Annotated in this window: 8 protein-coding genes; 5 read left to right on the forward strand and 3 right to left on the reverse strand. The window is 71.3% G+C overall.

Annotation, left to right across the window (positions count from 1 at the left end; translation table 11 throughout):
- Positions 1 to 75: 75 nt before the first annotated feature.
- Positions 76 to 2,142 (reverse strand): SpoIIE family protein phosphatase, encoded by a 2,067-nt coding sequence (locus ACFRKB_RS19165; RefSeq protein WP_383107139.1) that lies wholly within the window; start codon positions 2,140 to 2,142, stop codon positions 76 to 78.
- A gap of 291 nt (positions 2,143 to 2,433) precedes the next feature.
- Here ACFRKB_RS19165 and ACFRKB_RS19170 point away from each other — a divergent pair, with 291 nt between their 5' ends.
- From ACFRKB_RS19170 to ACFRKB_RS19185, 4 genes are all read left to right on the forward strand, one after another.
- Positions 2,434 to 4,890 (forward strand): beta-L-arabinofuranosidase domain-containing protein, encoded by a 2,457-nt coding sequence (locus ACFRKB_RS19170; protein ID WP_383107344.1) that lies wholly within the window; start codon positions 2,434 to 2,436, stop codon positions 4,888 to 4,890.
- 30 nt (positions 4,891 to 4,920) lie between these two features.
- Positions 4,921 to 5,109 carry a hypothetical protein gene (locus ACFRKB_RS19175; protein ID WP_383107140.1) on the forward strand — a complete coding sequence of 63 codons (189 nt, stop codon included), beginning with the start codon at positions 4,921 to 4,923 and terminating at the stop codon, positions 5,107 to 5,109.
- Positions 5,110 to 5,376: 267 nt separating this feature from the next.
- Complete coding sequence (locus tag ACFRKB_RS19180) at positions 5,377 to 5,871, forward strand: NUDIX hydrolase (RefSeq protein ID WP_383107142.1); 495 nt, start codon at positions 5,377 to 5,379, stop codon at positions 5,869 to 5,871.
- Between the two features lie 66 nt (positions 5,872 to 5,937).
- The gene (locus ACFRKB_RS19185) at positions 5,938 to 6,912 is read left to right on the forward strand and encodes a glycoside hydrolase family 75 protein (RefSeq protein ID WP_383107144.1); all 975 of its coding nucleotides are present in this window, start codon (positions 5,938 to 5,940) and stop codon (positions 6,910 to 6,912) included.
- A 307-nt stretch (positions 6,913 to 7,219) separates the two neighbouring features.
- Here ACFRKB_RS19185 and ACFRKB_RS19190 read toward each other — a convergent pair whose 3' ends face one another.
- Both ACFRKB_RS19190 and ACFRKB_RS19195 read right to left on the reverse strand, forming a co-directional pair.
- Positions 7,220 to 8,749: an amino acid permease gene (locus ACFRKB_RS19190; protein WP_383107146.1), complete on the reverse strand. Its 1,530-nt coding sequence runs from the start codon at positions 8,747 to 8,749 to the stop codon at positions 7,220 to 7,222.
- A 103-nt stretch (positions 8,750 to 8,852) separates the two neighbouring features.
- Complete coding sequence (locus ACFRKB_RS19195; protein WP_383107147.1) at positions 8,853 to 9,860, reverse strand: hypothetical protein; 1,008 nt, start codon at positions 9,858 to 9,860, stop codon at positions 8,853 to 8,855.
- Between the two features lie 627 nt (positions 9,861 to 10,487).
- On the opposite strand from ACFRKB_RS19195, the gene ACFRKB_RS19200 reads away from it, so the two are divergent.
- The gene (locus ACFRKB_RS19200; protein WP_383107149.1) at positions 10,488 to 11,972 is read left to right on the forward strand and encodes an FGGY family carbohydrate kinase; all 1,485 of its coding nucleotides are present in this window, start codon (positions 10,488 to 10,490) and stop codon (positions 11,970 to 11,972) included.
- Positions 11,973 to 11,985 lie beyond the last annotated feature (13 nt).

Raw genomic sequence — 11,985 nt, forward strand, 5'->3', positions numbered from 1 at the left:
GCCCCCGGCAGGATTCGAACCTGCGACACCCGCTTTCTGATCTCCGCAAGCGCGGCGTTCCATGCCCGGCCGCGCTCAGTCCCGCCCGCCGTTCGGCCGGAACTCGCACCAGACCGCCTTGCCGTCCCCGCGCGGCTCGACCCCCCAGCGTGTGGCCACCGCGTCCACCAGCAGCAGCCCCCGTCCGGAGGTGGCCGACTCGCCGGGTGACCGGCGGCGGGGCCAGGTGCTGGAGCGGTCCCTGACCCACAGGCGTACGCGGCGCACCGGCTCCGGCAGGACCTCCAGGGTGAGCACCGCGCCGCCCTCGGTGTGGAGCAGCACGTTCACCAGCAGCTCGCCCGCGGCCAGCTCCACATCGTCGGTGAGTTCGGCCAGCCCCCAGTCCGCCAGCGCCTGGCGCAGCACGGTGCGGCTCTCGACCAGGCCCTCCGGGTCCGCCTGGTGGACGTGCAGGTGGATACGGGGCGCCTGGTCGGTGCCGGGGTCGGGGCGGCGGCGCAGTACGAGCAGCGCGACATCGTCGCCCGTCCCCCAGCGCTCCCACAGCCGCTCCGAGAGATGGTCGGCCAGTGCGCTCGCCCGCCCGGGGCCGGTCCTTACCATCTCGGCGAGCGCGTCCATCCCGGCCGAGATGTCGCTGCCCGGCTCCTCGACCAGCCCGTCGGTGCACAGCACCAGGGTCTCGCCCGGTACCAGGTCGAGCCGGGTCTCCGGGAAATCCTCCTGTCCGAAGGCCGTGGCGAACCCCAGCGGCAGTCCGCCGCGCAGCCGGGGCCGGCCGATGGTGCCGTCGTTGTGCCGGACGAGCGGGCCGAGATGGCCGGCCCGTACGGCGCGTATCTCGCCGGTGGCCAGGTCCACCTGGGCGTATACGCAGGTCGCGAAGCGCTCCGTGTCGAGTTCGGAGAGAAAGCGCGAGGCGCGCGCCAGGACGGTCGCGGGCGCGTGTCCCTCGCCGGCGAAGGCGCGCAGGGCGATACGGAGCTGGCCCATGATGGCGGCGGCGTGTGTGTCGTGCCCCTGGACATCACCGATCACGATGCCGACCCGTCCCTGGGGCAGGGTGATGACGTCGTACCAGTCGCCCCCGACCTCTCTGCCGCTCCAGGCCGCGTGATAGCGGACGGCGATCTCGGCGCCGGGGAACTCGGGGATGTCGCGGGGCAGCATGGACGCCTGGAGGCCGGTGGCGAATTCGCGCTCCTGGTCGAAGAGGATGGCGCGCTGGAGGGACTGCGCCACGATGCCCGCCAGGCCCGTCAGCATGTTGCGGTCCTCGGTCGAGAAGTGCGTACGCCGCCGGTAGAAGAGCGCCAGACAGCCGATGGAGCGTGCCTGGGCGACCAGCGGCAGGAAGGCCGCCGCGTTGGCGCCGAGGCCCCGGACGTACGGCCGCAGGCGCGGGAAGCGGTCGACCACCAGATCACGCAGTGAGCTGACGAACCTCGGCCGCTGGTTCAGGACCGCCTCGGCGAGCGGCAGGGAGCCGTCGAGGCGGTGGAGCCGCAGGTCGTCGAGCACTTCGATGGACTCGCCGGCCAGCGCGATGAGCTTCAGGGCGCCGCCCTCCACCAGGCCGAGGGCCAGTCCGTCGGCGCCGAAGTGCTCAAGCCCGCCCGCGCCCGTCAGAGCGGCGGCGACATCGTCCACGGTGATCGCCCGGGAGAGGGCGTCCGTGGCGCTGTGGACCACGCCGGTCATGCCCGTCGGGCCCGTTTCCGCCGGGTTGACCACGGTGAATTCGGAGAGGTCCGCGGTGGCGTTCCGTACGATCCCGACGATCCGGAACGGACGGCCCTGCTCGTCGCGCAGGATGCGGCCCCTCGTATGGGTCCACTGCCGCATTCCGGTGCGGCGCGTCAGCTGGAAGTACGAGCCGTACGAGGTCCGGCCGCCGCGGATCGCCGCGTCCACCACGGCTTGCAGGCGCAGGCCCTCCTCATGGGGGACGCGTGAGGCCAGGGTCTCGGCGACACCGTCGTACTCGTCGGGGCGCAGATCGAACACAGCGAGGCCCGCCGCATCGAGCTCGAAGGACCCGCTTTCGAGGTCCCAGTCGAAGCTGCCCATGCGGTTCAGTGCGAGTCTCTCGTCCGCACCGATCACCGGCCGGTCCCGGTCCCGATCGCGTCCTGCCATGCGCCCGCTCCGGAGGTGGGCTGGGAGCCCGGTCAGCGGCCGGGCTCTCTCATCTGAGTGTCGTGGCGCTCGAACATGTAGCGTAACTTTCCCGGCAAAACGCCGCGAGAGATGCCTGGTGAAGCGGTAGAGCCGCGTCCGGTCCGCGTCGAGTGCGGGCCGCCGGAGTGCCGGACCGCCGTATGACATCCACCCCCGCACCTGGACAGAGCCGCTGTCGCGTGCTGTGATGCCAACTTCCCCTCTTTTTAACGTTGTACAGCTCGGCACTGACATGGATGGGAGTCCCTGATCATGCTCGACCGACGACGTTTTCTGCACACCGGCGCCCTCGCGATCAGCAGCGGGGCCCTCCTCGGCCCGTTCGCGCCCTCCGCCTCCGCCTCCGCCGTGGCCGCCGCCGCCGCTCCGGCACGCGGCGGCTGGTACACGCCGAACGCCGCGCCGCTCGCCCCCACCGCCTTCCAGAAGCTCCCCCTCGGCAGCGTCACGGCCCGCGGCTGGCTCTCGGGGCAGCTGCGCCTCCTCCTCGACGGGCTCTTCGGCCGCTACGCCGAGATCTCCCACTTCCTGCGGTTCGACGAATCCGGCTGGGTCCACCCGGAGAAGGACGGCTGGGAGGAGGTCACCTACTGGCTGCGCGGCTACGTCAGCCTCGCCGCGCTCACCGGTGACGCGGACGCCCTCGCCACGAGCCGCCGCTGGCTCGACGCGATCCTCGCCACGCAGCGGCCGGACGGTTTCTTCGGCCCCACCCGGTTGCGTACCGCGCTCAACGGCGGCCCCGACTTCTGGCCCTATCTGCCGCTGCTCCAGGCGCTGCGCTCGCACGAGGAGTTCACCGGCGATCAGCGGATCGTGCCGTTCCTCGTGCGCTTCCTCCGCTATATGAACGCGCAGGGCCCCGGGGCGTTCAACTCCAGCTGGGTTTCGAAACGCTGGGGCGACGGTCTCGACATCGCCCTGTGGGTCTACAACCGCACCCGCGAGCCGTTCCTGCTCGATCTGGCCGACACCATGCACACGCACGGCGCGAACTGGGTCGATCGCTTCCCCGATCTGCACAATGTCAATATCGCGCAGGGCTTCCGCGAGCCCGCGCAGTACGCCCTGCGCTCGGGGTCCGCCGAACTCACCCGGTCCACCTACCGCAACTACGCCACCATCATGGGCACTTACGGCCAGTTCCCCGGAGGCGGGTTCGCCGGGGACGAGAACGCCAGGCCCGGCTTCGGCGACCCCCGGCAGGGCTTCGAGACCTGCGGAATCGTCGAGTTCATGGCCAGTCATGAACTGCTCACCCGTATCACCGGCGACCCGGCGTGGGCCGACCGCTGTGAGGAGCTGGCCTTCAACATGCTCCCGGCCGCCACGGACCCCTGGGGCCGGGGCGTGCACTACATCACCTCCGCCAACAGCATCGGTCTCGACAACTCCCGTAAGAATCAAGGGCAGTTCCAGAACGGCTTCGCGATGCAGTCGTACCAGCCCGGCGTCGACCAGTACCGCTGCTGTCCGCACAACTACGGCATGGGCTGGCCCTACTTCACCGAGGAGTTGTGGCTCGCGACCCCCGACCGCGGGCTGGCCGCCGCGATGTACGCGGCGAGCCGCGTCCGCGCGAAGGTCGCCGACGGTAGGGAGATCACGGTCACCGAGGACACCGACTACCCCTTCAAGGAGACGGTCACCCTCACCGTCTCCACCCCGCGCCCGCTGCGCTTCCCGCTCCATCTGCGGATTCCCGGCTGGTGCGAACAGCCCGAACTCCTCGTCAACGGACGGCGGACAGCCGCCTCGCCGGGCCCGGCTTTCGTCCGGGTCGACCGCACCTGGAGGGACGGCGACCGGGTGACGCTGCGGCTGCCGCAGCGCACCACCGTGCGCCGCTGGGACGACAACCACGGCGCCGTCAGCGTCGGCCACGGCCCCCTGACCTATTCGCTGCGGATCGACGAGCGGTACGAGCGGTACGCGGGGACGGACGACTTCCCCGAACTCGCCGTGCACGCGGGCGGACCGTGGAACTACGGCCTCGCCACCGACGGGCCCGCGGATCCGCCAACGGATCTGCGGTTCTCCGCCGACAGCGGTCCGCTGTCCGGCGATCCCTTCACCCAGGAGGGCGCACCGGTCCGGATCACCGCCCCCGCCCGCCGGATCACCGAGTGGGTGGCGGACAACCAGCAGGTCGTCGCCCCCCTTCAGGACAGCCCGGCGCGCAGCACGTCGGCGGTGGAGCGGGTCACGCTGATCCCGATGGGCGCGGCCAGGCTCCGTGTCACCGCTTTCCCGACCGCGCACCCCGCCGGCCGCCCCTGGACGCCCGAACCCGCCTTCCGCCGCGTCCAGAACAAGCACAGCGGGAAGGTCCTGGCCGTGGACGGAATGTCGCTGGCGGACAGCGCCCGGGTGGTGCAGTTCGACAACTCCGGTACGGCGGACCATGCCTGGCAGCTGACCGACGAGGGCGACGGCTGGTTCCTGATCCGGAACGGGAACAGCGGCAAGGTGCTCGGCGTCGACGGCATGTCCACGGCCAACAGCGCACCGGTGGTGCAGTTCGCCGACAACGGGACCGCCGATCATCTCTGGCAGCTGCTGGACAGCGGCGACGGCTGGTACCGCATCCGCAACAAGCACAGCGGGAAGGTGCTGGGCGTCGACGGGATGTCGACCGCCAACAGCGCCCAGGTGGTCCAGTTCGACGACAACGGCACGGACGACCATCTGTGGAAGCTGCTCTGACGGGCTGGTCGGGCCGGGGCGTAGCGACTGATGCGGAAGCCGCCGGCGTCCGAGACGGCCACGGGACCCACCGGCATCCCGGCCGCCGCGGCACGCCTGGGAGCACTGATCCGCCAGTCGCCGCCCAGGGCCCTGACCACTGCCGAGGCGGCGCCGCTGAGCGAGTGGCTGGAGCGTGTGCCGAACGCGCCGGACGCCACCGGCGCTCCTTCGTCGTAGCCCGTGTGCCCCGCCCGTTACCCGACCGGCGCGCCGACGCCGTGCACTGACCCGGTGTAGCGCCCTCGTACGGCGCAACCATTCATACGATCGGCCGGGCGGCACACCGTAAAGCTGCGGCCTCCCGTCACGCGCCCGATGATGCGGCGAAGGCCCCGCCGTCCAGGGGCCGGACGCGGAACGTCGACATCGAAGATGCGAGCGAAATCCGCACATAGAGTTGACGCCCGAAATGCACCGTTACCCACCTGTGTCCAAACTGACGGAATGTCGGGCAAACAGAGCGCGGGGCTTCTCGTGTACCGGGTCACGGACACCGGTGCCGAGGTGCTCCTCGGGCACATGGGCGGACCGTTCTGGTCCGGCCGCGATGCCGCCGCCTGGTCGATCCCCAAGGGTGAGCACGGACCGGACGAGCGGCCGGAGGACGCCGCGCGCCGGGAGTTCCAGGAGGAACTGGGCCTGCCACCGCCCGACGGACCGTGGATCCCGCTCGGCGAGGTCCGGCAGAGGAGTGGCAAGACGGTCACGGTCTGGGCCGTAGAGGGGGATCTCGACCCCGCCCTCGCCGTGCCCGGCACTTTCACCATGGAGTGGCCGAGAGGATCGGGTGTCCTGCGCGAATTCCCCGAGCTGGACCGTGTCGCCTGGTTCTCCCTGGAGAACGCCGTGGAGCCACTGGTGACGGGGCAGCGGGTCTTCCTCGACCGGCTGAGCGAGTGCATAGGTGACGGCCGCAGGCCGTCCCCGCCCCACCGCTGACCCCGCCATCCGAGTGCCGCCCAGGCGCGCCGTCCATCCGGTTCAATCAGGAAAGGGATCTTCTCCGTGCCCGCTCGTCCGCATGTCTTCGTCGCCGCCAGTACGGCGCTGCTCGCCGCCGCGGTCATCCCCGCGACCGTGCTCCCCGCCCTGGCCGTGCCCACCGAGGCGCCGCACGCCCCCACTCCCCACACCCCCATGTCCCTCGACCCCGCGGCCCGCGTCCTCGTATCGCCCATGTCGCCCGCGTCGCCCGTGTCGCCCGACCCCGCGACCTCCGCGCCCCCGTCCTCCGAGCCCGCGACCTCCGACCCCGTAACCTCCGACCTCGTCCCGTCCGCCCCCGCACCGCCACCGTCCTCCCCCGCACCGCCCAAACGCCCCGGCGCGCCGGGGCCCGCGGCCGGGCCGCCCGCCGGTAAAGAATCGTTCAAGCACGACGGGTCGCCCGAGGACGGACCGGTCACCGCGGCGGCTCTGCGGTCCCGGGCCGACGGCTGCGACCAGATCTCCAACGGGCGGTACCGCACCCGCGAGAGCACCCCGGCCACGATCCCCGTCTGCGACGCCAGGGGCGCCGTGTTCTGGAAGGCCGACATGGACATCGACTGCGACGGCCAGGCCACGGCCCACTGCAACCGCGCGGCGGACCCCTACTACCAGGACACCACCGCCTACACCCAGGCCGACGGCAGGGCGCTCAATCCGGAGGAGCTGCCCTATATCGTCGTGCCCCTGTCCAGCTCCATCTGGAACTACCGCTCGTCGGGCATCCGGGGCGGATCCGTCGCGGCGGTCATCCACCGCGACAAGGTGCAGTACGCCGTCGTCGGCGACACCGGCCCGCCCGGGATCATCGGGGAGGCGTCGTACGCGACGGCCCGCGCGCTGGGAATCGCGGCCGACCCCACGGGCGGCGGAGTCCCGTCGGGCGTGACGTACATCGTCTTCAAGGACTCCGAGATCTCCCAGCTGGACGACCAGGAGACCATCACGCGGCGCGGCGACGAGCTGGCGAAACAATTCATCAGGGACAACTGAGCGGAGCCGGCCGGACGAACACCGGCGAGCCGACGGGAGACGAGAGCACCACGCGGACGTGCGGCGGGGGCCCCGCCCCCAGGGCGTGTTGTGAAAGTCCCGCCTGGCCTGCGACGCCCGGCACGCGCGCTCGCCGCGTTGTCGGAGTCGTCCAAGTACGTCCAGTACGAGGACGATCCTCCGCCTTGCGATCGCACGCACCGGACGCCGCAGGCCCCGCCCTGCGGGCGGGCGGCGCTACTTTCACAACACGCCCTCGGGCCGGACCCCCGCCGCACACACCGCGTCCTTCCGGACGGGAGAAGGCTCAGACGATGCCTTCCGAGATCTCCGACTGCTCGCGCGCGTTGCCGTACGCCTGCGGGGTGCTGTACGAGCCGCGGGCGATGTACCACCAGGCGGTCGCCAGGATCAGCACCACGGCCAGGGCGATCACGGCGTAGTTCATCGAGTCGACCGTCACCGGGTTCGACTGGGGCAGACAGAAGAGGACGGTGACCAGAGCCACCCACACCACCGCTATCCAGCCGACAGGCTTGCTCCAGCGCCCCAGGGTCCACGGTCCGGGCTCGAAGCGGTCCTTGGCACGCAGCTTCAGGAAGATCGGGATGGCGTACGCCGGGGTGATCCCGATGACGTTGATGGCGGTCACCGCGCCGTACGCCGTCGCCGAGTACAGGGACGGCACGGCGAGCACACCCGCGACGATGACCGACAGCCAGACCGCGGGGACCGGGGTCTGGGTACGGCTGCTGACGCGCCGCCACAGCGCGGAGCCCGGCAGCGCGTTGTCACGGCTGAAGGCGAAGACCATCCGGCTGGCCGCCGCGACCTCCGCGTTGCCGCAGAACAGCTGCGCCACGATCACGAGCAGCAGCAGCGCCGTGGCACCGCTGGTACCGAGGGCGTCGATCAGGATCTGCGCGGGCGGCACGCCGGTGGCGCTGTTCTGGGCACCCGCGTAGTCCTGGATGGCGAAGGTGAGTCCGGCCAGCAGGGCGAAGCCGGCGATCCAGGACACCCAGATGGCCCGGACGATCCCGCGCGCGGCAGTGACGGACGCGTTCGAGGTCTCCTCGGAGAGATGGGCCGAGGCGTCGTAGCCGCAGAAGGTGTACTGCGCGAGCAGCAGCCCGATGGCGGCGACATAGAGCGGGTTCTGCCAGCCGGTGTCATTGACGAACTCGGTGAAGACGAACGACGGCGACTGGTGGTGGTCGGGGAAGATCGCCAGAGCGCCGACGATGATGGCGACACCGACCAGATGCCACCACACGCTGATCGAGTTGAGCACGCTGACCAGCTTGACCCCGAACAGGTTCAGCACGGCGTGCAGCAGCAGGATGCACAGGAAGATGACAAAGGTCCAGCCCGGGGTGGGGCTGAAGCCGAACTGGAGATTGAGGAAGGCTCCGGTGAACAGCGCGGCGCCGTAGTCGATTCCGGCGATCGCGCCGAGCAGTCCGAGCAGGTTGAGCCAGCCGGTGTACCAGCCCCACTTACGGCCGCCGAGCCGGTCGGCCATGTAGTAGAGGGCGCCGGAGGTGGGGTACGCGCTCGTGACCTCCGCCAGCGCCATGCCGACACAGAGCACGAACAGACCGACGCCCGCCCAGCCCCAGAGCATCACCGAAGGACCGCCGGTGCCCATGCCGAAGCCGTAGAGGGTCATGCAGCCGGACAGGATGGAGATGACCGAGAAGCTGATGGCGAAGTTGCCGAAGCCGCCCATGCGGCGGGCGAGGACGGGCTGATAGCCGAGCTCGCGCAGCCGTTGCTCTTCGTCCTTCTGCGGCATGGGACCGGCCTTCGGCCAGGTCGGTGGCGACGTGGACATGGAATGCACCTCCGGTGAGAAACAACAGGTGGGGACGGGAACGGACGGGTACGGAAGGGGCTACCCGGGACGGGGTGACGAGCGGCTTCGCGGTGGGGGCCGCTCAGCCGTCCGGCCCGTCCCGCGGGTCGCGGGCCGCCGCGAGACACCGGGCGCGGGCGCGCAGGAACACGTCCTCGGCCTGCGCGGCATCGCCGGGGCTGCGCGTACGATACGCCCACGGCACGGAGACGTAGTACGGCCCCAGGGCCTCGAACACCCGGGCTCCCGCCTCGAATTGGAGCGATCCCCACAGCGCGTGCGCCAGCTGGTTGAGGTCGAGCAGGGATGCCTCGGCCAGCACCGCGTGGTCGAACCACAGGTGCAGGGCCCGCAGCGCGTCACGGGTGGCGTCCTCCGTGACCCAGTGGAGGTCGAGCGCCTTCTCGTGGCCGTTCTCCCGGCGGTAGCGCTCCACCCGTACGAACAGCGGCATGACGTGCAGCGCGGAGCCCTCGGGCGCCGAAGAGGCCGCCCACTGGACGAAGTTGACGGCTTCCGAGAGTGATCCGTCGGCCCGCCGCGCGTAGACGAACTGGAGCATGCGGTGGTACGCCTCGCGGTTGTACGGATCGCGCTTGTCGGCCTCCGCGAGCAGGGCCCAGGGGCCGGGGAAGAGCATCGGCCCCGGCGGCGCCAGCCGGTGCTCCTCCAGCCGTTGTCTGCCGTCGAGTTGGGCCAGGGCCAGCAGGCACACCCAGGGCACCGGGTCGGCGGGAGCCCGGCGCGCGGCGGTGCCGCACGCCTCCCATGCCTGCTGCCACAGCTCCTGCGTGCGGGCGTGTCCCTCGCGGTGGGCCCGTACGGCGCGCTCCACCAGGACACGGGTGTGCATCACGAGTGCGGCGACGCTTCCGGGCTCTTCGGACAGCCATGCCTGTACGGCGTCGGAACCGGCGGCGACGGCGGCCAGCACCTGGGTGCGCTGGGTCCACAGGGGCCAATCGGGCGTCTCGGCGAGGAGGTTGCGCATCGAGACCCAGCGTCCTGTGCGCAGATCCTGGACAGCGGCCCGCAGTTCGTTGTCGTGGCCCGCCGGATGGTAGACGGGGCGCATGTTGTCGCTCGCCATCAGCTCGGCCCCGTCCGCGCGCGCGAGGGCAGCGGGGCGGGGGACGCTAGCACCGGTCCTCCGTTCCCGGCCCCGGTGGCCCGGGGACACGGGGGTGACGGATGCTCCCCCGGCCCGGGGGCCCGGAACTCCCGTGCCACGGCGGCGGGGAGACGCCGGCCGCCGCGGGCCGCCTACAGGAGGTACCGAGCCGGGCATGCCCGCGGAGGTGTCTGGCTGAAAATATGTTCGTCATGGATCCTCTAGGACGGTGGGGGGTGGAGCGATCCGGCGTCGTCGCAGAAGGCACAGACCTGCCGTACCGCAGGTGAGGAAGAGCCGGAGGGCACTCCCTGGCACTGCGGCGATCAGTGTAGGGGTCCGAGTGACATGGCTCGAACACTTTGCTGATCTTTCGCAACTCTCTGTTGATCAAAGCGGGTTGGACTGCCTCCGGCGGTGGCGCCCGGAGGATTTCCGCTATGCGCCGGACAAGACCTTTCGGTACCCGCGCACGGACGGTCCAGCGAACCCTTGACGCCCGCCCTGACCTGCATCACGCTTTCGCTCAGCGATCAGGACCCACCGCGATCGCCGCGACCTCGCCCCTTCGCGACCTCGTGCCCCTCCGCGACCGAAGAACGGGAAATGCCGCCAGCCCAGCACTCGCCCCGCCCCCGCGCCGCCTCGGCCACCGGGCCGGTACTCGCTCTTGACCAGGGAACCTCGTCCACCAAGGCGCTGGTCATCTGCCCCGAGCGAGGCGTGATCGGTACGGGTTCGGCCCCGGCGCCGCCCCGCTACGGCTCCGGCGGGCTGGTGGAGGTCGATCCCGCCGTCCTGCTCCGCTCCGTACTCGACGCCGGGCGTCAGGCGCTCGCGGACGCCGGGGAGCCGGTCACGGCCGTCGGTCTGGCCAACCAGGGCGAGACGGTGCTCGCCTGGGATCCGGGTACGGGCACGCCGCTCACCGACGCGATCGTCTGGCAGGACCGGCGCGCGGAGCCGCTCTGCGCGGAACTCGCCCCGTACGACGACCGGTTGAGGCGGCTGACCGGACTTCCGCTGGACCCGTACTTCGCCGCGCCCAAGATGGCCTGGATCCGGCGCGAGCTGACCCGCGAGGGCGCCGTCACCACCAGCGACTCCTGGCTGATCCACCAGCTGACCGGCGCGTTCGTCACCGACGCCGGCACGGCCGGGCGCACCCAGCTGCTCGATCTCGACCGGGTCGACTGGTCGCCGGAGGCGCTGGACATCTTCGGGCTCTCCGGCGAGGCGCTGCCCCGTATCGTCGACGCGGCCGGACCGGTCGGCACGACCAGCGCCTTCGGTGCCGAGATCCCGCTGACCGGACTGCTCGTCGACCAGCAGGCGGCGCTGCTCGCCCAGGACGTGACCGAACCGGGATCCGCCAAGTGCACTTACGGCACCGGCGCGTTCCTGCTCGCGCAGACCGGCGGACTGCCGCGCCGCGGGACGACCGGGCTGGTCAGCTGTGTCGCCTGGCGGCTCGGCGGACGGACCAGCTACTGCCTCGACGGACAGGTCTACACGGCCGCTTCCGCCGTGCGCTGGCTGACGGATCTCGGGGTGATCTCGGGGGCCGCCGATCTCGACACGGTCGGCTCCTCCGTACCGGACAGCGGCGGTGTGACCTTCGTACCCGCGCTCGCGGGACTCGCCGCGCCGTGGTGGCGGGGCGATCTGCGCGGCTCGATCACCGGCCTCGGCCTGGACACCGGCCCTGGGCAACTGGTCCGCGCGCTCTGCGAGGGCATCGCCGCCCAGGTCGTGGAGCTGGCCGACGCGGTGGCCACCGATCTCGGCACGCCCCTGACGAGCCTGCGGGTGGACGGCGGTCTGACCCGGTCGGCGCTGCTGATGCAGACCCAGGCCGATCTGCTGCAACGGCCCGTCGAGGTCTCGGCGTTGCCCGATGTCACGGCACTGGGGGTGGGCGCCCTCGCGCGTCTCGGCCTCGATCCGGCGCAGTCGTTGCGGCAGGTGATCCCGGAGTGGAAACCCGCCGCGGTCTACGAGCCGGGGATCGGCGCGGACGAGGCGGCGGAGCGGCTGGGCGTCTTCCGCGCGGAGGTGGCGGCGCTGCTCGACCGTACTCCCCCGCCCTGAACCGCGTGTCCCG

The organism is Streptomyces scopuliridis (assembly GCF_042790125.1).
GTDB lineage: Bacteria > Actinomycetota > Actinomycetes > Streptomycetales > Streptomycetaceae > Streptomyces > Streptomyces scopuliridis_A.

Coding starts and splice junctions, on each gene's coding strand:
- ACFRKB_RS19165 (WP_383107139.1), bottom strand. CDS start 2,142: ATGGCAGGACGCGATCGGGACCGGGACCGGCCGGTGATCGGTGCGGAC.
- ACFRKB_RS19175 (WP_383107140.1), top strand. CDS start 4,921: ATGCGGAAGCCGCCGGCGTCCGAGACGGCCACGGGACCCACCGGCATC.
- ACFRKB_RS19180 (WP_383107142.1), top strand. CDS start 5,377: ATGTCGGGCAAACAGAGCGCGGGGCTTCTCGTGTACCGGGTCACGGAC.
- ACFRKB_RS19190 (WP_383107146.1), bottom strand. CDS start 8,749: ATGTCCACGTCGCCACCGACCTGGCCGAAGGCCGGTCCCATGCCGCAG.
- ACFRKB_RS19195 (WP_383107147.1), bottom strand. CDS start 9,860: ATGGCGAGCGACAACATGCGCCCCGTCTACCATCCGGCGGGCCACGAC.
- ACFRKB_RS19200 (WP_383107149.1), top strand. CDS start 10,488: ATGCCGCCAGCCCAGCACTCGCCCCGCCCCCGCGCCGCCTCGGCCACC.